Here is a 20,154-nt window from a genome sequence, read left to right as displayed (position 1 = left end):
TCACACTCTTTTTTACGGGTTTTTTATCGCCTTTGTTGCGCAACTTAATGATGATGTTAGCGCGTAATATTCAACTTGTTGAATTTTATTCATTTGATATGAGAAATATCGATTGTAGGAGAATAGGTGTCGCATTCTAAACCTAGATGATTAGAGTAAGAGGATAACTCATCGAGAAAAATACGCTTGGAAGATAAGGAGATGGAGTGAACCAGATAGAATGCGTCATGTTCGATTGCGATGGTACCTTGGTCGATAGCGAAGTACTGTGCTGCCAAGCTTACGTTGTCATGTTTGCTCACTACGATATTCATTTATCATTGGAAGAAGTGATTAAACGCTTTAAAGGCGTAAAGCTGAATGAAATCGTGGCATTAGTGAGCAAAGAGAACGGCCTGGACCAACCGATTGAAACGCTAGAAAAGCTGTATCGCGCCGAAGTTGCGCGCTTATTTGATGCCGAATTACAACCGATTGCGGGTGCAAGAGCGCTGTTGGAGCAAATTACCCTACCGGTTTGCGTGGTCTCCAACGGGCCGGTCAGTAAAATGCAGCACTCTCTTGGCCTAACAGGCTTACGGCCGTTTTTTGAAGACCGGCTCTACAGCGGCTACGACATTCAACGTTGGAAGCCAGATCCCGCGTTGATTTACCATGCAGCAGAGGAGATGCAAGTTGCCGCTGAACGCTGCATTTTGGTGGAGGACTCTGCTGCCGGAACACACGCCGGTATCGCGGCGGGCATTCAGGTCTTTTACTACTGCGCAGACCCCCATAACCAGCCGATACATCACCCACTGGTGACCATGTTCGATGATATGCAGCAATTGCCGGACTTATGGCGTGAAAGAGGCTGGCGTATCACCCGCGACTAGTGGCAGGTAATGCCACTTTATTACGCCACCAGCGCCATGATCGCTTAATGGCGCTTTGCTTCTCGATGGCATGTTGCGGACTGAAACGGCGGTTGAGGCCATTTGCCAGCAGGTCCAATGCCAGACATAAAACAAAGTAAACCAGCGCCACAAACAGGAAGACTTCCATCGGGTAAACCATGCTGCGGTTGTTGACCTGAGTTGCCAAAAATGTCAGCTCATTCACTCCAACGATGTACGCGAGTGATGTATCTTTAATCAATGAAATCCATTGATTAATAAATGATGGCACCATCATGCGCAACGCCTGTGGTAACACCACAAACCATAAAACTTGCCAACGGTTAAAACCGAGCGATAAACCGGCCTGCCACTGCCCAGCGCCGATCGCGACAATCCCTGCTTTTACCGCATGAGCCAGATAAGCAGATGCAATCAGGGCGAGCGCACAAACGACGGTAGTGATTTCTGGAATATCCACCCCGAACACAATGGGCAGTAGGAAATAGGTCCAAAAAATCAACATAATGACTGGAATGGCGCGGAAAAAGCCTAAAACAGCCGCTAAAACTCCCGCCCACACACCCCGAGACATCGCCAGTGCAACGCCTAAAATCGTCCCTAAAACAGCGGATGCAACCCCTGCAATAAGGCTGATCAATAGGGTTAATGCGGCCCCACCCAGCGGCCCATCAGGAAAAGTTCCCCACAGTAGGTAAGTCCAGTTATCGGCAATAATAGTGAAATCCATCTTAATGCCCCCTGACTGCAGTTCGTTGTTGACGCCACATGCCCCATGCCTCGATCAGCGCAATAATGGCGATATACAACACGGTTGCCACACCGAATGCCTGAAACGTCCGCAATGTCTCGGTTTCAACTTGGCGGGAAGCATAAGAAAGCTCGGCAACACCAATCGCCATCGCTAACGATGAGTTTTTAATAATATTCATGTATTGGCCTAACAAAGGCGGCATCGCGATTTTCAACGCTTGTGGCAGCACGACATAGCGCATTGATTGCCATCCCGTTAACCCCAACGCATGCGCAGCATATTTTTGCCCCTTAGCCACGCCACTGATACCCGATCGCAACTCTTCTGCAATAAAAGCGGTGGAATAAAGGGTTAACCCGATAAAACCAGCTAAAAATTCGAATGAGGGCCAATTCAGTGTGACGCCAAACGCGGTGATTTCATGGGGGGTATTGAGCCAGGGGATCCAAGAGGCGGGTAAAATTTGGCTCGCCGCAAAGTACCAAAAAAACAGTTGGATCAACAGCGGTGTATTACGAAATACCGTGCTATAACCCATGGCAAACCACTGTAGTACTTTGTTTTCACTATCTCTGGCCGCAGCCAACAAAAAACCCAACAGTGTGGAGGCCACGACCGTGCAAGCGGATATCCACAAGGTGAGCAGAAAACCGTCCCACAGCCAGCCGAGATATTGCGGAGCCAGCAGCCAATCAGTGAGATGATGTAGATTCATCACGTTTTATACCTATCTCTTCCTGATGCCCTAACCCTATGAGTTTTTAGGTGCACAATAAAATCCATCTTATTTCTACGTCTCGATTGACGGTGTCTTATGACGCCATCCTCAAAGCCCTTGGTGTTACAGGCAGCAAGTCAATAAACCTGCCTGCAACGCCAAGGACAAGGGGATACTTTATGCTTTAGGCTGTTGATCTAAAGGAGCAAACTTAAAATCACCACGAGGTTGAGCTGCATTGGTTTCAGGCCCGAACCAGCGGTCATAAATGATGGCTGCTTGGCCGTCTTTTTCCAATTTAACCAGCGTTTCATTCACCGTCGCCGTTAAGCGGTCTTCACCTTTAGGAATGCCCACGCCTTGGTATTCTTTGGTAATACTGAAGGGTGAAATCTCAAAATCAGCTTTTTGTGCCGCAGGCAGGTTACCCAGCAGGCCGACTAATTTCGCGTCATCTTGAGTGATAGCTTGAACGTTACCATTACGCAGGGCTGTGAATGCCAGTGGCGTATCATCGTAAGAAATCACTTTTGCCGTTGGATAATGTTCACGCAGGGTGATCTCTTGTACGGTGCCTTTATCCGCGCCAATCCGTAATTTACGGATGTCTTCCGGCGTTTTCAGTACCCCTTTATGGGCGATAAATTTCTGACCTGTCGCAAAATACGGCAAGCTGAAATTAACTTCTTTGGCGCGTTCATCTGTGATGGTGAAGTTAGCAGCAATCAAATCCACTTTTTTCGACGTTAACAATGGAATGCGGTTTGCCGGATTGGTTGCCCGCAGTTCGACTTTTACGCCTAAATCCTTCGCAATGGCATTGGCCACATCCACGTCATAACCCACCAACTTTTTAGTCTGTGGGTCGATATACCCAAATGGAGGGTTGCTATCAAAAACAGCAATCCGCACCACACCGGCTTGCTTGATATCATCCAATTTATCCGCGTGAGCGGCGCTAGAAAGCGTAGCTAAGCCAGCAAGCAGTGTTAAGGCCAGTGCACTTTTTGGGGTGGATAAAGATTGCTTCATTGAAAGCTCCTAAGATGATTGAGATGTTGCGATATGTGTAAGCTATCAACTCATCGTTAGGTCAGGAAATAATATAAAATGATATATTTATAACCAATTCATCTCAGGGGATGGGTTTGCTTCTATTGATAAAAATAGTTTGGCATCAACCTATTAGTTAAGTTGATAGGTGACTAATACAAGGGGAATGGTTCTCAATAAAAATATCCCTCAATCAAGCACAATTAACCCACTTGATTGAGGGTAGATATTATTTTTCAGGCTTACTGGAAAGCAACTTTTCTAAATCATCACCGCCAAGGTGGCGGAAGTCCTGCCCTTTAACGAAATAGAAAATGAATTCGCAAATATTCTGGCAGCGGTCACCAATACGTTCAATGGAACGGGCGCAGAACAGCGCGGTCAGCACACTTGGAATGGTTCGCGGATCTTCCATCATATAGGTCATTAATTGACGGACGATGCCTTCGTATTCCTGATCAACCTTCTTATCTTCACGATAAATTCGGATCGCTTCATCCAAATCCATGCGCGCAAAGGCATCAAGCACATCATGCAGCATCTGCACCGTATGTCGGCCTAGAGATTCCAAGCTGACCAATAAAGGTTGATGTTGATGAGAGAACTTTTCCAATGCGGTGCGGCAGATTTTATCCGCCACATCACCGATACGTTCCAATTCTGAAATGGTTTTGATGATCGCCATCACCAGACGTAAATCGCTGGCCGTAGGCTGACGTTTGGCAATAATGCGCACACAAGCTTCATCAATGGCCACTTCCATCATGTTGACATTTTTATCGCCCGCAATGACCTGTTTAGCTAACTCACCATCCTGATTATGCATGGCGGTGATCGCGTCAGATAATTGTTGTTCCACCAGCCCACCCATGGTTAAAACTTGGGTGCGGATATGCTCAAGTTCTGCATTAAACTGGCCGGAAATGTGTTTGTTTAGATTCAGGTTATCCATGCTGCTTCCCGTACGTATTGCCTATCCCGATAGCAGTAGGCGAAATTAGTGTAGTAGCGTTGTGAGCCAGGTGATCAACCATAGCGACCAGTAATATAATCTTCCGTCTGTTTCTGCTGTGGTGCGGTAAACAGCGTATCGGTATCACTGAATTCAATTAATTCACCCAAATACATAAATGCAGTGTGATCAGAGCAACGGGCAGCTTGTTGCATGTTGTGCGTCACAATCACCACTGTGTAATCAGATTTCAATTCACTGATAAGCTCTTCAATGCGACCAGTGGAGATAGGGTCAAGCGCCGAGCAAGGCTCATCAAGCAGCAAGACATCTGGGCGAATTGCGATACCGCGCGCAATACATAGACGCTGTTGCTGACCACCCGATAAGCTATAACCGCTCTGGTTCAGCTTATCTTTGGTTTCATTCCACAGTGCTGCTTTGGTTAACGCCCATTGCACGCGCTCATCCATATCCGCTCGAGATAGGTTTTCAAACAGCTTGACGCCAAAAGCGATGTTATCGTAAATCGACATTGGGAACGGTGTCGGTTTTTGGAAAACCATACCCACTTTAGCCCGCAACAACGCAATATCTTGCTTATCGGTCAGGATATTTTGACCATCCAAAATGATATCGCCTTCGGCACGCTGATCAGGGTACAACTGATACATTTTGTTGAATGTACGCAATAATGTCGATTTACCACAACCTGATGGGCCGATGAATGCTGTGACCTGGTTTTTAGCAATATCCAGCGAGATATTCTTCAACGCATGGAATTTACCGTAGTAGAAGTTCAGATCACGAACCTGAATTTTGCTGTTGTTAGTGTCAGTAGCCATACTCATCAAGATGTCTCTCTTTTAGCCAATGCCGCCTGAGCCGCATTTTGGTCATTGTTGGCGAATCGGTATTTTCGTTGCTAATGGCTGATGTTTTTAGCAGCCTATCAGTGCTTTTTCTTAGCGAAAATCACGCGAGCCAGAATATTCAGTAACAGTACGCACAGGGTAATCAGTAATACCCCAGCCCAAGCCAGTTGTTGCCATTCGGCAAACGGGCTCATGGCAAACTTAAAGATGGTGACTGGCAAGTTAGCAATCGGCTGGCTCAGGTCGGTACTCCAGAATTGGTTGGAGAGCGAGGTGAAAAGCAGCGGTGCTGTTTCGCCTGCAATACGCGCCACTGCCAGCAAAATACCCGTCAAAATCCCAGAAATAGAGGCTTTCAGCGTAATGGCCGAAATCATCCGCCACTTTGGTGTTCCCAGTGCATAGGCAGCTTCACGCAAGCTATCAGGCACCAATTTCAGCATGTTTTCGGTGGTACGAATCACAATTGGTACTTGTAACAGCGCCAGTGCAATCACCCCAGCCCAACCGGAGAAGTGCTCCATCTTGGCTACCACGATGGTGTAAACAAACAGACCCACAACAATAGAAGGCGCTGATAATAAAATGTCATTTATAAAACGGGTGACTTCTGCCAGCCAAGATTTACGCCCATATTCGGCCAGATAAATCCCCGCCATAATGCCCAATGGCGTGCCTATAACGGTCGCCCATAAGATTAATAACCCGCTACCGGCAATCGCATTCGCCAAACCACCGCCCGCCGTATTCGGTGGCGGTGTCATCTCGGTAAACAGCGCCAGCGACATGCCATCAATACCTTTGGTTATCGTGGAGAACAAAATCCACACCAACCAGAACAAACCAAACACCATCGTTGCCATGGACAGTATTAAGGCAAGACGGTTCTTCTGGCGACGCCATGCCTGCTTTTTACGGCGGGTTTCCATCAGCGTCGCATCACTTTGCATATCCATCGTTGCCATCTTAACGCCCCTCTTTCTTAGCCAGACGCGAAATCATTAACTTAGATAAAGCCAGCACGATAAAGGTAATGACGAACAAGATCAGGCCCAATTCCATCAATGCTGCGGTATGTAAGCCTGACTCAGCTTCGGCAAATTCATTTGCCAACGCGGAGGTAATACTGTTGCCTGGCATAAACAGCGAGAAGCTGTCGAGCTGATAGGTATTGCCGATGATAAAGGTGACCGCCATGGTTTCCCCTAAGGCACGACCTAGCCCTAACATCACGCCACCGATTACACCGTTTTTGGTATAAGGCAGCACAATGCGCCAGATAACTTCCCACGTGGTACACCCAATGCCGTATGCCGACTCTTTCATCATCACCGGGGTTTGTTCGAATACATCACGCATTACTGCTGCGATGTAAGGAATAATCATGATGGCTAAGATAATGCCCGCGGCCAAAATACCGATACCGAATACCGGCCCCGAGAACAGGACACCCACAATCGGGATACCAGACATCACATTGCCGACGGGTTCTTGGAAATAGCGAGCAAACAAGGGTGCGAAGACGAACAAGCCCCACATACCGTAAACGATACTGGGGATAGCCGCGAGCAGCTCGATGGCAACACCTAAGGGGCGTTTTAACCAGTTTGGGGCCAGTTCGGTTAAGAACAAGGCGATACCAAAACTGACGGGTACCGCAATCAGCAGCGCAATCACTGAGGTCACGATGGTGCCGTAAATCGGCACTAAAGCACCAAACTGCTCAGCCGGCGGATCCCACTCTTTGGTCCACAAGAATGCAAAACCAAATTTTTCAATGCTTGGCCAGGAAGCAACAATCAGCGAGATGATGATGCCACCCAACAGAAATAGGGTAATCAGCGCAGCCAGCTTAACTAGCGCACTGAAAATGATGTCACCGTATTGACTCGGTGCTTTGATCGTCGGCTTGTAATCAGCCATAGACTCTCTTCTCATCCGGGTGTTATTTCCCTCCCCAACAGGGGGAGGGAGTAATTTACTCAACCAATTTTTTATAAATCACTTATTGGAGCAAAAGCTATAACGCAATGGTCTTAAATCAAAGCAGTGGCTTACCGCTACTGTCTTTAACTTGAGTTTTCCAAGCAGCACGGATTTGCTCAACAACCTCTGCAGGTAATGTTGCATAATCCAGTGCGTTAGCTTGTTGCGCGCCGTTTTTGTATGCCCAATCAAAGAACTTCAACACTTCTGTGCCTTTAGCTGCATCTTTCTGCTCTTTGTGCACCAAAATGAAGGTTGTTGATGTAATTGGCCATACATCATCACCTTTTTGATTGGTTAAATCTTGAGCGAATGTTTTGCTCCAGTCTACACCTTTAGCCGCAGCACTAAAGCTCTGCTCAGTTGGGCTAACCGGTTTGCCATCAGCAGAAACCAGTTTGGTGTAAGCCAGATTATTCTGTTTGGCGTAAGCGTATTCTACATAACCAATTGAACCCGGCAGACGTTGAACAAATGCAGCGATGCCGTCGTTACCTTTGCCGCCCAAACCCGTTGGCCAGTTAACTGTTGAACCAGCGCCGATCTTTTCTTTCCATTCTGCGTTCACTTTCGCCAGATAGCTGGTGAAAACGAATGATGTGCCAGAACCATCAGCACGACGCACTACTGCGATATTTTGATCCGGTAAATTAACACCAGGGTTCAATTTAACAATCGCAGGATCATTCCACTTTTTAACATTGCCCAGATAAATATCACCCAGTGTTTTACCGTCTAACGTCAGTTCACCAGATTTAATGCCGGGGATATTAACGGCTAAGACAACGCCGCCAATCACCGTTGGGAATTGGAACAAACCGTCAGCAGCCAGTTTTTCGTCTGCTAAAGGCGCATCAGAGGCACCGAAATCAACAGTGTTGGCGATAATTTGTTTTACGCCACCTGAAGAACCGATCCCCTGATAGTTAACTTTGTTACCTGTTTCTTTCTGATAAGAATCTGCCCACTTGGCATACACCGGCGCGGGGAATGTCGCACCTGCACCTGTCAGGCTTGCAGCAGCGAACGCGGACACGGTTGTCATAGATAAAGTCGCTGCCACAATGCTGGCTACGGTGGTACGCATCAGTTTCATAATCCCTCCTAATGGGATATTAGAATTAACTCTATACCGAAGAACTTGGAGCAGCAGGTAGCAAGCGAACGAGTCCCGATGTGCTTACTGATGTAAGTGATTCGGGTGAGTGAACGTAGCTAACAATCCTGATGCTTAAAGTACAAAGTGTATAAATTGTTTTCATCAGATTAAGTATGGTGCAGGAGGGAAAATAGGACAGTTTAATGACAGAAAAATGTACGCAATATTACAGTTATATGACAGTGTGTTGAGCGATAAATAAAGTGTTTATTTATCATATAATTGATACACTTTTAGGCCGTTTTTTTTCTCTTTTTATTCGCAAAAACTTTCATTTATCACCTCAATCACGCTGTATTCATTGTTTATTTTTAAGCCAAAAATGACAGTTCACTACAAAGCAATTAAGAAAAAAGCCGGCATTTGCCGGCTTAGTCAGATTGATGCGAGCTCAGTTTCGGCTTACTCAACCGTAACAGATTTTGCCAAGTTACGTGGCTGATCGACGTCAGTGCCTTTAATCAAGGCGACGTGATAAGACAATAACTGTAGTGGTACGGTGTAGAAGATAGGGGCAATAATCTCTTCTACATGCGGCAACTGAATAATTTTCATGCCTTCACTGTCGGCAAAACCGGCATCTTGATCGGCAAACACATACAGTAAGCCACCACGCGCACGCACTTCTTCAATGTTAGATTTCAGTTTTTCTAACAATTCATTGTTTGGCGCAACAACGATGACCGGCATATCAGCATCAATCAGTGCCAACGGACCATGCTTCAATTCACCAGCAGCATAAGCTTCCGCATGAATATAAGAGATTTCTTTCAGCTTCAGCGCCCCTTCCATTGCAATCGGGTATTGATCGCCACGGCCAAGGAACAATGCATTGTGCTTATCAGAGAAACCTTCAGCCAATGCTTCAATGGTTTTATCCAGAGACAACATTTGCTCTATACGCGCAGGCAATGCCTGTAATGCATGAACGATGTCATGCTCCAAGCTATCATCAGCGCCTTTCAGCTTACCAATACGTCCCACCAGCATCAGTAAAACAGTCAACTGAGTGGTGAACGCTTTGGTGGACGCCACACCAATTTCAGTACCCGCTTTGGTCATTAACGCTAAATCTGACTCACGTACCAATGAGGAGCCGGCCACATTACAAATTGCCAGCGAACCTAAATATCCCAACTCTTTGGATAAACGTAGCGCAGCCAGAGTATCCGCAGTTTCACCCGATTGAGATAAAGTAATCAGCAAACTGTTAGGGCGCACAGCAGATTTGCGGTAACGGAATTCCGACGCAATTTCCACATCACAAGGTACACCAGCTAAAGATTCAAACCAGTAGCGCGAAACCATGCCTGAGTTGTAAGACGTCCCACAGGCAATGATTTGAATGTGCTGTACGTTAGCCAGCAAGGCATCGGCTTTTGGACCAAGCTCAGACAAATCAATCGCGCCATGATTTAAGCGGCCTTCCAGCGTGTTTTTAATCGCCATTGGCTGCTCGTAAATCTCTTTCTGCATGTAATGACGGTAAACACCTTTATCGCCAGCATCGTATTGCACTTGAGATTCAATTTCAGGGCGCTCGATGGCGTTACCCTGCTTATCAAAAATTTCAACGCTACGACGAGTCACTTCAACCACATCCCCTTCTTCAAGGAAGATAAAGCGACGGGTTACTGGCAGTAGTGCCAGTTGGTCTGAGGCAATAAAGTTTTCACCTACACCACAACCAATAACCAATGGGCTGCCTGAACGAGCTGCCACTAAACGGCTTGGGTCACGGCTGTCCATCACGACAGTGCCATAAGCACCACGCAATTGCGGGATCACGCGCTTAACCACTTCCAGCAATGAACCACCTTGTTGTAGCTCCCAATGCACGAGGTGAGCGATAACTTCAGTATCAGTTTCAGAGCTGAAACGGTAACCACGACCAATCAATAATTCACGCAAAGGTTCGTGGTTTTCAATAATGCCGTTGTGAACAACGGAGATGTAGTCAGAAACATGAGGGTGCGCATTCGCCTCTGATGGCTCACCATGGGTCGCCCAGCGGGTATGTGCAATCCCAGTACCACCGTGCAAATCCTGACTTTCAGCTGCGTCAGACAGTGCCTGAACCTTACCCACCCGACGTAGGCGAGTCATGTTACCTTCAGCATCGACCACGGCTAAACCCGCAGAGTCATAGCCACGGTATTCAAGACGACGTAAACCTTCGATCAGAATCTCAGCGATATCACGTTGCGCTACTGCGCCAACTATTCCACACATCTGTTTTATTCCTATGTAAGGTTCTTTTAGAACCTTGTCGATGTCAGTGACCTGATTGATCCGGATTTTCCGGGTTCCCCGAGCCTGTAGAGTTGGGGATTATTATGTTTTGTTCTGTATTCTCGGTTGAAATATTGAGTCCAAAAATACAGGGCAAAACATCCCTTCAAAGCATCATCAATCACCTTGAAGGGGCGTATTTTAATCGCTTATTTTTTCTTTACTGGCCGCTGCCAACCCTGCACGTGGACCTGCTTAATACGGCTGAGCACTAACTCATCTTCAGCGATATCACGGGTCACAGTCGTACCTGCAGCAATAGTGGCACCATCAGCTACCGTGACGGGAGCCACCAGTTGAGTATCGGAGCCAACAAAGACATTATCGCCAATAATTGTTTTAAACTTATTAGCTCCATCATAGTTGCAAGTTATAGTTCCTGCGCCAATATTTACGCCAGAACCAATTTCAGCATCGCCTAAATAGGAGAGGTGACCCGCCTTAGAGCCTTTGCCCAAGCGGGTTTTCTTGATTTCGACAAAGTTACCGACATGTGCGCCTTCTGCTAACTCTGCACCAGGACGCAAGCGAGCAAATGGACCAACGGTACAAGCCGCATCCAAACGGGAGTCTTCTACAACCGTGTAGGGACTGATTTCTGAATCATCGCCAATAACACAATTTTTCAGCACACATCCCGTACCAATACGTACGCGATCACCTAAAATCACATGCCCTTCAATGATGACATTGGTATCGATAGTAATATCGCGCCCATGTGTTAATTCTCCGCGCAAATCAAAGCGGGCAGGATCCAGTAACATGACGCCGGCTAACAACAGTCTTTCTGCTTGCTCGGACTGAAATACTCGCTCGAGAGTCGCCAGCTGGAGACGGTTATTGACCCCTTCAACCTCACTGAGACGAGTAGGGTGCACGGTCGCAATCTTCTTACCGTCAGCATGGGCTAGCGCGATAATATCCGTGATATAAAACTCGCCCTGTGCATTATTGTTATCCAGCAGCGACAACCAACGTTTTAAATCACGCCCGTTCGCGACCAGTATCCCAGTGTTGATTTCATTTATCTCGCGCTGTGCATCGCTGGCATCTTTATGCTCAACAATCCCCACCACATCACCCTGTTCGCGCACAATACGGCCATAACCACTTGGGTCATCCAGCTTCACTGTCAGCAAACCAATCCCACCTTGCGGCTTAGCAGCCAACAGTCGTTGCAGGGTATCAACTGAGATCAAAGGCACGTCACCGTAAAGCATCAGCACATCTTCATCGTCAGCAAAATGTGGCGCAGCCTGTTGCATCGCATGCCCTGTACCAAGCTGCTCTGCCTGTAAAACCCAATTCAAGGATGGATCAGTCAGCGTGTTTTTCAGTAAATCACCACCATGCCCATAAACTAAATGGACATTTTTCGCCCCCAACTTCATGGCGGCATCAATAACATGCTGAACCATCGGCTTGCCTGCCAATGGGTGTAACACCTTAGGAAGGTCGGAATACATACGAGTCCCCTTACCTGCGGCAAGGATGACTACACTCATTGAGCTGTTAGACATAAGCAACCTGATAACTCCAATTTAATAGACGGAAGTAAACCTGTTTGGTGAAATAATTACTACATATTTCTCAGCGAAAAATGGGCTGAACCCGCATGGTTAAAGGGTTGTAGCGGCTGACCCCGTAACGAAAAAATGTGCTAAAAAGTGTCTGCGATCAGCGACGTTTTCAGACCTATTTTAGTCAAAATACATTCACTTATTCAGGCTATTAACCACTTATTTTACGGGAAGAAAAAAGAATTTTCAGAAAGAAACTGTTTTAGTTTAGCTTAGGATTTGTTAATCACAGCATTGGTGATAGCGCGGAGATCATCAGGTCATCGATCGGAGGATTCACAACCGCGAGGGCAAAGTAATGATGAAAAAAATGCCAATCAGGTAAACTGACTGGCATTCTATTTTCATATCTAAGATAATTTTATAAATCAATGCGTTATCAACTAGAATTCACTAAAGAACCACATGATATAAAATTACATCGCTTTTCTGGTCAGCTCGATTACGCGTAATTTCGCAATCGCCTTCGCCAATTCAGCAGATGCCTGAGCATAGTCGACATCACCATGAGAGTTACTGATATGGGCTTCTGCTTTGCGCTTAGATTCTAGCGCCTTAGCTTCGTCCAAATCCTGCCCACGAATAGCAGTGTCAGCCAATACGATCACAACGCTCGGTTGCACCTCAAGGATGCCGCCAGAAAGATAAATAAACTCTTCCTCACCGAACTGTTTAACGATACGTATCATGCCAGGCTTAATGGCAGTGAGTAGTGGGGCATGACCAGGGAAAATACCCAGTTCACCTTCACTACCCGTCACCTGAATTTTTTGTACCACGCCAGAGAACATTTTCTTCTCTGCGCTCACAACATCCAGATGGTAAGTCATTGCAGCCATGTCACCCTCCAGTCAACAGCGTTACAGTTTCTTGGCTTTTTCCACTGCTTCTTCAATGGTGCCAACCATGTAGAACGCCTGCTCCGGCAAGTGGTCGTAGTCGCCGTTCATGATGCCTTTGAAACCACGAATGGTATCTTTCAGCGAAACGAACTTGCCCGGTGAACCGGTAAAGACTTCTGCCACGAAGAACGGTTGAGACAGGAAGCGCTGAATTTTACGCGCACGGGATACAACCAGTTTGTCATCTTCTGACAACTCGTCCATACCCAAGATCGCGATGATATCTTTCAGCTCTTGGTAACGTTGCAGAATTGACTGCACGCCACGCGCTACATCGTAGTGCTCCTGACCAACAATCAGCGGATCGAGCTGACGGCTAGTAGAGTCAAGTGGGTCAACCGCTGGGTAAATACCTAAAGAGGCGATTTGACGACTCAGAACAACGGTTGCATCCAAGTGAGCAAAGGTGGTTGCTGGTGATGGGTCAGTCAAGTCATCCGCAGGTACGTAAACGGCCTGTACGGAAGTGATTGAACCCGTCTTAGTAGACGTAATACGCTCCTGCAACACACCCATCTCTTCTGCCAGCGTTGGCTGATAGCCTACCGCAGATGGCATACGACCCAGCAGTGCAGATACTTCTGTACCGGCCAAGGTATAACGATAGATGTTATCGATGAACAACAGTACGTCACGGCCTTCATCACGGAATTTCTCCGCCATGGTCAAGCCAGTCAGTGCAACGCGCAGACGGTTACCTGGTGGCTCATTCATCTGGCCATAAACCAAGGATACTTTGTCCAAAACGTTGGAGTCAGTCATCTCGTGGTAGAAGTCGTTACCCTCACGAGTACGTTCACCCACGCCGGCAAATACAGAGTAACCTGAGTGCTCAATCGCAATGTTACGAATCAGCTCCATCATGTTTACTGTTTTACCTACACCCGCACCACCGAACAGACCTACTTTACCGCCCTTAGCGAACGGACAAATCAGATCCATTACCTTGATACCGGTTTCTAACAGATCTTGCGAGCTGGCAAGCTCTTCGTAAGAAGGCGCTTCACGGTGGATTGCCCAACGCTCTTCTTCACCGATTGGACCTTTCATGTCGATTGGGTCACCCAATACGTTCATGATACGGCCCAGTGTTGATTTGCCAACTGGCACTTCAATTGGGTGTTCCAGGTTGATGACTTTCAACCCACGGCTCAAACCATCGGACGAGCCCATTGCGATACAACGAACAACACCACCGCCTAGTTGTTGCTGAACTTCCAGCACTAGCTTTTCAGCCGTGCCTTCAACCTCAAGGGCGTTGTACACTTTTGGTACAGCGTCTTGGGGGAATTCGACGTCCACTACGGCGCCGATTACCTGGATAATCTTTCCAGTAGCCATCTTGAATCCTCTACGTAATACGTTTACCCCTCATATTTCAAACTGCTGTAGCATCGACTGCCACGCTACAATCTGACCTATTTAGGGTAATAACCTGGTTAAACCGCGGAGGCTCCCCCGACGATTTCGGTGAGTTCCTGAGTGATGCTGGCCTGACGAGCCTTGTTGTAAACCAACTGCAGCTCTTTGATCAGGCTACCGCCGTTATCGGTGGCGGCTTTCATCGCTACCATTCGCGCGGCCTGCTCGCTGGCCAGGTTTTCAACGACGCCCTGATAAACTTGCGATTCTACATAGCGGCGCAGGAGGGTATCCAGCAGCGCTTTAGGATCGGGTTCATACAGATAATCCCAGGATTTCTTTTTCAGCTCGCCGTCTTCCGCTGGCGGAAGAGGTAGTAGCTGCATGATCCGTGGTTCTTGAGACATCGTATTGATAAACTTGTTATTAACGATATACAGTTTATCCAGACGACCTTCGTCATAGGCTTGCAACATCACTTTCACCGGCCCGATAAGTTCTGACAGAGAGGGGTTATCCCCCATGCCAGTGACCTGAGCAACAATTTTGCCGCCCACGGAACCAAAGAAAGAGGCTGCTTTTGACCCGATCAGCGCTAAATCACATTCAACGCCTTTTTCAGACCAACCTTTCATCTCAGACAACAGTTTTTTGAACAGGTTAATGTTCAAACCACCGCACAAGCCACGGTCTGTAGAAACCACCAGATACCCGACACGCTTAACGTCGCGCTCTTCCAGGTACGGATGTTTATATTCCAGATTACCTAACGCGAGGTGACCAATCACACTACGCATAGTTTCTGCATAAGGACGGCTAGCCGCCATGCGTTCCTGCGATTTACGCATTTTGGAGGCGGCGACCATCTCCATGGCTTTGGTGATCTTTTGCGTGTTTTGCACGCTGGCGATCTTGGAACGTATCTCTTTTGCGCCGGCCATTTCTGCTTCTCCTCATTGCCAGACGGCCTGCTTTCCTAATGAAAAGCAGGGCCGCATAGCGTTACCAGGACTGGGTTGCCTTAAATGTATCAAGGATGCCTTTCAGCTTGGCCTCGATCTCATCGTTATACGCGCCAGTTTGGTTGATTTGTTGCAGAAGCTCGGCATGCTCGCGGTCAGCAAATGCCAACAGCGCAGCTTCAAAGCTACCTACCTTCGCCAACTCGATATCACCCAGATAACCACGTTCAGCCGCGAACAGAACCAGAGACTGTTGCGCGACAGACATCGGCGCATACTGTTTCTGTTTCAGAAGCTCGGTCACTTTCTGACCATGGCTCAACTGTTTACGTGTTGCATCATCCAAATCGGATGCGAACTGGGAGAACGCAGCAAGTTCACGATACTGTGCCAGAGCAGTACGAATACCACCGGACAATTTTTTCATGATCTTGGTTTGCGCTGCACCACCCACACGGGATACGGAGATACCTGGGTTAACCGCAGGACGAATACCGGCGTTAAACAAGCTAGATTCCAAGAAGATCTGACCATCGGTAATCGAAATTACGTTGGTCGGAACGAACGCGGAAACGTCCCCTGCTTGAGTTTCAATGATTGGCAGAGCGGTCAAAGAACCAGTTTTACCTTTCACTTCACCCTTGGTAAAGGCTTCAACGTATTCAGCGTTAACACGCGCAGCACGTTCCAGCAAACGGGAGTGGAGATAGAATACGTCGCCAGGATAAGCTTCACGACCTGGTGGACGACGAAGCAGCAAGGAGATTTGACGATATGCAACAGCCTGTTTAGACAGGTCGTCATAAATAATCAGAGCATCTTCACCACGGTCACGGAAGTATTCACCCATGGCACAACCGGAGTACGGTGCCAAGTATTGTAATGCTGCTGATTCAGAAGCCGTCGCGACAACCACAATGGTGTTAGCCAATGCGCCATGCTCTTCCAGTTTACGTACTACGTTGGAAACTGTAGAGGCTTTCTGACCGATAGCAACATACACACACTTGATGCCGGAATCGCGCTGATTGATGATCGCATCAATCGCCAGTGCAGTTTTACCTGTCTGGCGGTCACCGATGATCAGTTCACGCTGACCACGACCAATTGGGATCATGGCATCGACTGACTTATAGCCAGTCTGGACAGGCTCATCAACGGACTGACGTTCAATAACGCCTGGTGCGATAGCTTCAACAGCTGAGAAGCCGTCGTTTTCTACCGGACCTTTACCATCAACAGGTTCACCCAGAGTATTGACGACGCGACCCAACAGGCCACGACCGACTGGAACTTCTAGGATACGGCCAGTACATTTAACCTTCATGCCTTCGGCAAGATCGGCGTACGGACCCATAACGACTGCACCAACGGAGTCGCGCTCCAAGTTCAGTGCGATTGCATAACGGTTGCCTGGCAGTGCGATCATCTCGCCCTGCATAACATCGGCCAGACCGTGTACGCGGATGATCCCGTCACTGACGGAAACAATAGTACCTTCATTGTGAGCTTCGCTCACTACATTGAACTGAGCAATGCGCTGCTTGATCAGTTCGCTGATTTCGGTGGAATTCAGTTGCATATGCTCCAGTCCCCTTAAGACTGCAAGACGTCCGCCAGGCGTTCTAGACGACCGCGAACGCTGCCATCTATCACCATATCGCCTGCACGTATTACTACGCCGGCCATTACAGACTTATCAATTTTGCAATTCAGCTTAACTTTGCGTGACAGACGTTTTTCCATCGCAGCGGCAATTTTAGCCAGCTGTTCGTCATTCAGTGGGCTCGCAGAGCTCACTTCAACGTCGACGGTTGACTCCAGCGAGGCACGCAGTTGAATAAACTGCTGCAACACCTCAGGAAGAACCAGTAAACGGCCATTCTCCGCCATAACTCGAATGAAGTTCTGTGCGGGTTCATCGAGCTGATCACCACAAACTGCAATAAACGTCTTAGACATTGTTTCTGGTGCTACCGCACCGGAAAGCAATTCAGCGATTTGTTCATTGCAAGTCACTTGGGCAGTAAACGCTAGCATATTCTGCCAACGATCCACCGCTTGGTGCTCAACAGCAAAGTCAAAAGCTGCTTTGGCGTAGGGGCGAGCTACAGTTACAAATTCAGACATCAGCCCCTCCCTCCTTACAGTTCAGCGACCAGTTTATCAACGATGTCGCTGTTAGCAGCTTCATCCACGGAACGTTCGATGATCTTCTCGGCGCCAGCTATAGCCAACATCGCGACTTGCTTACGCAACTCTTCACGAGCGCGCTTACGTTCGGCGTCGATCTCTGCCTGCGCTTGCGCCACGATTTTGTTACGTTCCTGTTCAGCTTCTGCTTTAGCTTCATCAAGGATCTGAGCTTTGCGTTTACTTGCCTGCTCAATGATCACCTGTGCTTCTGCTTTCGCTTTCTTCAGTTGGTCGGTCGCATTGGCTTGCGCTAAGTCCAAATCTTTTTTGGCACGCTCTGCAGAAGAGAGACCGTCAGCAATTTCTTTTTGACGCTTCTCTATGGCAGCCATAATCGGCGGCCATATGTACTTCATGCAGAACAGGACAAACAGGACAAACGCGATGGCCTGGCCGAGGATTGTTGCGTTAAGATTCACAGCACAATGCCTCTTTCAAAGTTAATAGTTTGGTGTAGTTTCACAGTAGAGAAAACTCTACTTACGCGACAGCAAACATCACGTACAGGCCCAGACCAACAGCGATCATTGGGATGGCGTCAACCAGACCCATGACGATAAAGAACTGTGTACGCAGCAGAGGAATCAGGTCAGGCTGACGTGCAGCGCCTTCCAAAAATTTACCACCCAGGATGCCGATACCGATCGCAGCACCGATTGCCGCTAAACCCATCATTATAGCGGCAGCCATGTACAGCAGATCCATATTCAGGTTTTCCATGACAGTCTCCAGTTTATTTCAGTTAAAACGCAGTAGTGTTATAAGAAAATCAGTGCTCTTCGGATGCCATCGATAGATAGACAATCGTCAGAACCATGAAGATAAAGGCTTGTAACGTAATGATCAGTATGTGGAAGATAGCCCAAGGTAAACTGAGCATCCACTGTGACCACCACGGCAACAGGCCAGCAATCAGGATGAAGATCAACTCACCCGCATACATGTTGCCGAACAGTCGCAGACCGAGAGAAACAGGTTTGGACAGCAGGCTGACACCTTCCAGAATTAAGTTAACTGGAATGAATATCGGGTGATTGAACGGCTGCATCGTTAATTCTTTTACGAAGCCGCCTACACCTTTCATTTTAATGCTATAGAACAGGATCAGGATGAATACACCCAATGCCATGGACAAGGTAATACTCACATCAGCCGTAGGTACCACACGCAGTGCTGGTAACCCAAAGACATGTTCACCGATGTAAGGCAGTAAATCGATTGGCAGTAAGTCCATCATGTTCATCAATAACACCCAAACAAACACGGTCAGGGCTAATGGTGCGATGACTTTACTTTTGCCGTGGTACATATCCCGAACGCTGTTATCGACAAATCCGATAATGAGCTCAACTGCTGTCTGCAATTTACCCGGTACGCCACTAGTGGCACCCGCCGCAACTTTGCGGAAAATAAACAGAAAAGCTAACCCCAGCACGACAGAGAAGAACAAAGAGTCGATGTTCAACGTCCAGAACGTTGCAGGGCCAGGTGAGTGGGGATTGACCAACTCAAAGGTACGCAGGTCCAACTGAAGGTTATTCAGGTGGTGTCCTATGTAATCCCTTGGAGTAGAGATTTCTCCTGATGCAGACATGATGCCTCTTACCCTTTTGTAGTTAAATGCGATAACCGCTAAATACGATAACTGTTAAGTACGGTAGCCGCTTATCACGGCCGGTGCCAATATCTGCACAATTAGCACCGCTAAATAGGTTAAGCCTAGTGGTGCAAACGCTGCTTTAAGCAGCCCTAACGCCACAATCAGCAAAATTATCGTCACGATAACTTTTAACCCTTCACCAATGGCGAACGACCATGCAACACGACCTGGAGCAGCTGTTTTTGCTTGATGACGACTAGCAAACAACATAAACACGGCATTAGGTAACCATGCTGCCAATCCACCTGCCAGAGCAGATACACTCCATTCCAGGCTTTTCAAACCAAAAGCAGCACTGAGAACAACAAAAGTCATTAACTGCAACAACAGTAACTTTCGCGCGATTTTCCCACTATACAGGGACACAGGCATGACGTTTGTTCTCTCTGAACCACACTTAGGGTGTACTGAGTGGGGTATAAAACTGCTTTTTACCCCATTGAGTCAAGCAGCAAAAAACGTGCAAATTATACGGGCCACTCAAACGAATTCAATCGATAAGTAACGAAAAGGTGAACAATTATTCAATTTTTTTACTTTTAGGCTTTTTTCACAAGATTGCTCTCGGAATATAACCTCATTTTAATTGTCCTATGATTCCAATTATTATCAACAAAGCGTGTATTGGATCACAAAAATTAAAACGAATAAATTTATAGCCCATAACGACCCGCTTTGTCTTTAACGAAAAGAGCGAATAAAAACTTCTATAAATCATAATGTTAAATTAAAACTATTATCAAACAATTCGTCTACTTAGTAAAAACGTCCCATTGACATTTCAGATAATATTCTTGCAACACTTCA

The 20,154-nt window shown here is 47.3% G+C and carries 20 protein-coding genes; 1 reads left to right on the top strand and 19 read right to left on the bottom strand.

Features of this window, described 5'->3' with window-relative positions; translation table 11 throughout:
- The first annotated feature begins 206 nt into the window (after positions 1 to 206).
- Positions 207 to 875 (top strand): 6-phosphogluconate phosphatase, encoded by a 669-nt coding sequence (yieH, locus tag BN68_RS18345; protein WP_042806969.1) that lies wholly within the window; start codon positions 207 to 209, stop codon positions 873 to 875.
- On the opposite strand, the gene BN68_RS18340 is transcribed toward yieH, so the two are convergent.
- The 19 genes from BN68_RS18340 to atpI form a co-directional block, all read right to left on the bottom strand.
- Complete coding sequence (locus BN68_RS18340) at positions 862 to 1,626, bottom strand: amino acid ABC transporter permease (protein WP_019212642.1); 765 nt, start codon at positions 1,624 to 1,626, stop codon at positions 862 to 864. The two genes, yieH and BN68_RS18340, sit on opposite strands and share 14 nt — an antisense overlap.
- A gap of 1 nt (position 1,627) precedes the next feature.
- Positions 1,628 to 2,365, bottom strand: a complete 738-nt coding sequence (locus BN68_RS18335; RefSeq protein WP_019212641.1) for an amino acid ABC transporter permease — start codon at positions 2,363 to 2,365, stop codon at positions 1,628 to 1,630.
- A gap of 180 nt (positions 2,366 to 2,545) precedes the next feature.
- The gene (locus tag BN68_RS18330) at positions 2,546 to 3,400 is read right to left on the bottom strand and encodes an ABC transporter substrate-binding protein (protein ID WP_019212640.1); all 855 of its coding nucleotides are present in this window, start codon (positions 3,398 to 3,400) and stop codon (positions 2,546 to 2,548) included.
- A 250-nt stretch (positions 3,401 to 3,650) separates the two neighbouring features.
- Entirely contained in the window at positions 3,651 to 4,373 is a 723-nt protein-coding gene (gene phoU / locus BN68_RS18325) for a phosphate signaling complex protein PhoU (RefSeq protein ID WP_019212639.1), read from the bottom strand.
- Positions 4,374 to 4,447: 74 nt separating this feature from the next.
- A complete protein-coding gene (pstB, locus tag BN68_RS18320; protein ID WP_019212638.1) occupies positions 4,448 to 5,224 on the bottom strand; it encodes a phosphate ABC transporter ATP-binding protein PstB in 777 nt (258 codons plus the stop codon).
- A 101-nt stretch (positions 5,225 to 5,325) separates the two neighbouring features.
- The gene (gene pstA, locus BN68_RS18315) at positions 5,326 to 6,213 is read right to left on the bottom strand and encodes a phosphate ABC transporter permease PstA (RefSeq protein ID WP_019212637.1); all 888 of its coding nucleotides are present in this window, start codon (positions 6,211 to 6,213) and stop codon (positions 5,326 to 5,328) included.
- 1 nt (position 6,214) lies between these two features.
- Positions 6,215 to 7,171 carry a phosphate ABC transporter permease PstC gene (pstC, locus tag BN68_RS18310; protein ID WP_019212636.1) on the bottom strand — a complete coding sequence of 319 codons (957 nt, stop codon included), beginning with the start codon at positions 7,169 to 7,171 and terminating at the stop codon, positions 6,215 to 6,217.
- A 118-nt stretch (positions 7,172 to 7,289) separates the two neighbouring features.
- Entirely contained in the window at positions 7,290 to 8,330 is a 1,041-nt protein-coding gene (gene pstS / locus BN68_RS18305; protein ID WP_019212635.1) for a phosphate ABC transporter substrate-binding protein PstS, read from the bottom strand.
- Between the two features lie 465 nt (positions 8,331 to 8,795).
- Positions 8,796 to 10,625 (bottom strand): glutamine--fructose-6-phosphate transaminase (isomerizing), encoded by a 1,830-nt coding sequence (gene glmS, locus BN68_RS18300; RefSeq protein WP_019212634.1) that lies wholly within the window; start codon positions 10,623 to 10,625, stop codon positions 8,796 to 8,798.
- Between the two features lie 209 nt (positions 10,626 to 10,834).
- Positions 10,835 to 12,205, bottom strand: a complete 1,371-nt coding sequence (gene glmU, locus BN68_RS18295) for a bifunctional UDP-N-acetylglucosamine diphosphorylase/glucosamine-1-phosphate N-acetyltransferase GlmU (protein ID WP_019212633.1) — start codon at positions 12,203 to 12,205, stop codon at positions 10,835 to 10,837.
- Positions 12,206 to 12,681: 476 nt separating this feature from the next.
- Positions 12,682 to 13,104, bottom strand: a complete 423-nt coding sequence (locus BN68_RS18290) for a F0F1 ATP synthase subunit epsilon (RefSeq protein WP_019212631.1) — start codon at positions 13,102 to 13,104, stop codon at positions 12,682 to 12,684.
- Between the two features lie 21 nt (positions 13,105 to 13,125).
- Positions 13,126 to 14,508, bottom strand: coding sequence for a F0F1 ATP synthase subunit beta (gene atpD, locus BN68_RS18285; RefSeq protein ID WP_019212630.1), 1,383 nt, complete (start codon positions 14,506 to 14,508; stop codon positions 13,126 to 13,128).
- A 98-nt stretch (positions 14,509 to 14,606) separates the two neighbouring features.
- Positions 14,607 to 15,470 (bottom strand): F0F1 ATP synthase subunit gamma, encoded by an 864-nt coding sequence (gene atpG, locus BN68_RS18280; RefSeq protein ID WP_019212629.1) that lies wholly within the window; start codon positions 15,468 to 15,470, stop codon positions 14,607 to 14,609.
- Positions 15,471 to 15,531: 61 nt separating this feature from the next.
- Positions 15,532 to 17,073, bottom strand: a complete 1,542-nt coding sequence (gene atpA, locus BN68_RS18275; protein WP_019212628.1) for a F0F1 ATP synthase subunit alpha — start codon at positions 17,071 to 17,073, stop codon at positions 15,532 to 15,534.
- Between the two features lie 14 nt (positions 17,074 to 17,087).
- Positions 17,088 to 17,621, bottom strand: coding sequence for a F0F1 ATP synthase subunit delta (gene atpH, locus BN68_RS18270; protein WP_019212627.1), 534 nt, complete (start codon positions 17,619 to 17,621; stop codon positions 17,088 to 17,090).
- A 14-nt stretch (positions 17,622 to 17,635) separates the two neighbouring features.
- Positions 17,636 to 18,106, bottom strand: a complete 471-nt coding sequence (atpF, locus tag BN68_RS18265; protein ID WP_004393038.1) for a F0F1 ATP synthase subunit B — start codon at positions 18,104 to 18,106, stop codon at positions 17,636 to 17,638.
- 61 nt (positions 18,107 to 18,167) lie between these two features.
- A complete protein-coding gene (gene atpE, locus BN68_RS18260; protein ID WP_004393045.1) occupies positions 18,168 to 18,407 on the bottom strand; it encodes a F0F1 ATP synthase subunit C in 240 nt (79 codons plus the stop codon).
- Between the two features lie 49 nt (positions 18,408 to 18,456).
- Positions 18,457 to 19,281, bottom strand: a complete 825-nt coding sequence (gene atpB / locus BN68_RS18255) for a F0F1 ATP synthase subunit A (RefSeq protein ID WP_042806967.1) — start codon at positions 19,279 to 19,281, stop codon at positions 18,457 to 18,459.
- 54 nt (positions 19,282 to 19,335) lie between these two features.
- Positions 19,336 to 19,719, bottom strand: a complete 384-nt coding sequence (gene atpI / locus BN68_RS18250) for a F0F1 ATP synthase subunit I (RefSeq protein ID WP_019212625.1) — start codon at positions 19,717 to 19,719, stop codon at positions 19,336 to 19,338.
- Positions 19,720 to 20,154: the final 435 nt, after the last annotated feature.

The sequence above is a fragment of the Yersinia massiliensis CCUG 53443 genome, assembly GCF_000312485.1.
GTDB lineage: Bacteria > Pseudomonadota > Gammaproteobacteria > Enterobacterales > Enterobacteriaceae > Yersinia > Yersinia massiliensis.
This window is presented reverse-complemented; position numbering and strand designations above follow the sequence as displayed.

What these genes read in the sequence shown, in the direction of transcription:
- BN68_RS18340 (WP_019212642.1), bottom strand. Translation starts at nt 1,626, where the DNA reads ATGGATTTCACTATTATTGCCGATAACTGGACTTACCTACTGTGGGGA.
- BN68_RS18335 (WP_019212641.1), bottom strand. Translation starts at nt 2,365, where the DNA reads ATGAATCTACATCATCTCACTGATTGGCTGCTGGCTCCGCAATATCTC.
- BN68_RS18330 (WP_019212640.1), bottom strand. Translation starts at nt 3,400, where the DNA reads ATGAAGCAATCTTTATCCACCCCAAAAAGTGCACTGGCCTTAACACTG.
- phoU (WP_019212639.1), bottom strand. Translation starts at nt 4,373, where the DNA reads ATGGATAACCTGAATCTAAACAAACACATTTCCGGCCAGTTTAATGCA.
- pstB (WP_019212638.1), bottom strand. Translation starts at nt 5,224, where the DNA reads ATGAGTATGGCTACTGACACTAACAACAGCAAAATTCAGGTTCGTGAT.
- pstA (WP_019212637.1), bottom strand. Translation starts at nt 6,213, where the DNA reads ATGGCAACGATGGATATGCAAAGTGATGCGACGCTGATGGAAACCCGC.
- pstC (WP_019212636.1), bottom strand. Translation starts at nt 7,171, where the DNA reads ATGGCTGATTACAAGCCGACGATCAAAGCACCGAGTCAATACGGTGAC.
- pstS (WP_019212635.1), bottom strand. Translation starts at nt 8,330, where the DNA reads ATGAAACTGATGCGTACCACCGTAGCCAGCATTGTGGCAGCGACTTTA.
- glmS (WP_019212634.1), bottom strand. Translation starts at nt 10,625, where the DNA reads ATGTGTGGAATAGTTGGCGCAGTAGCGCAACGTGATATCGCTGAGATT.
- glmU (WP_019212633.1), bottom strand. Translation starts at nt 12,205, where the DNA reads ATGTCTAACAGCTCAATGAGTGTAGTCATCCTTGCCGCAGGTAAGGGG.
- BN68_RS18290 (WP_019212631.1), bottom strand. Translation starts at nt 13,104, where the DNA reads ATGGCTGCAATGACTTACCATCTGGATGTTGTGAGCGCAGAGAAGAAA.
- atpD (WP_019212630.1), bottom strand. Translation starts at nt 14,508, where the DNA reads ATGGCTACTGGAAAGATTATCCAGGTAATCGGCGCCGTAGTGGACGTC.
- atpG (WP_019212629.1), bottom strand. Translation starts at nt 15,470, where the DNA reads ATGGCCGGCGCAAAAGAGATACGTTCCAAGATCGCCAGCGTGCAAAAC.
- atpA (WP_019212628.1), bottom strand. Translation starts at nt 17,073, where the DNA reads ATGCAACTGAATTCCACCGAAATCAGCGAACTGATCAAGCAGCGCATT.
- atpH (WP_019212627.1), bottom strand. Translation starts at nt 17,621, where the DNA reads ATGTCTGAATTTGTAACTGTAGCTCGCCCCTACGCCAAAGCAGCTTTT.
- atpE (WP_004393045.1), bottom strand. Translation starts at nt 18,407, where the DNA reads ATGGAAAACCTGAATATGGATCTGCTGTACATGGCTGCCGCTATAATG.
- atpB (WP_042806967.1), bottom strand. Translation starts at nt 19,281, where the DNA reads ATGTCTGCATCAGGAGAAATCTCTACTCCAAGGGATTACATAGGACAC.
- atpI (WP_019212625.1), bottom strand. Translation starts at nt 19,719, where the DNA reads ATGCCTGTGTCCCTGTATAGTGGGAAAATCGCGCGAAAGTTACTGTTG.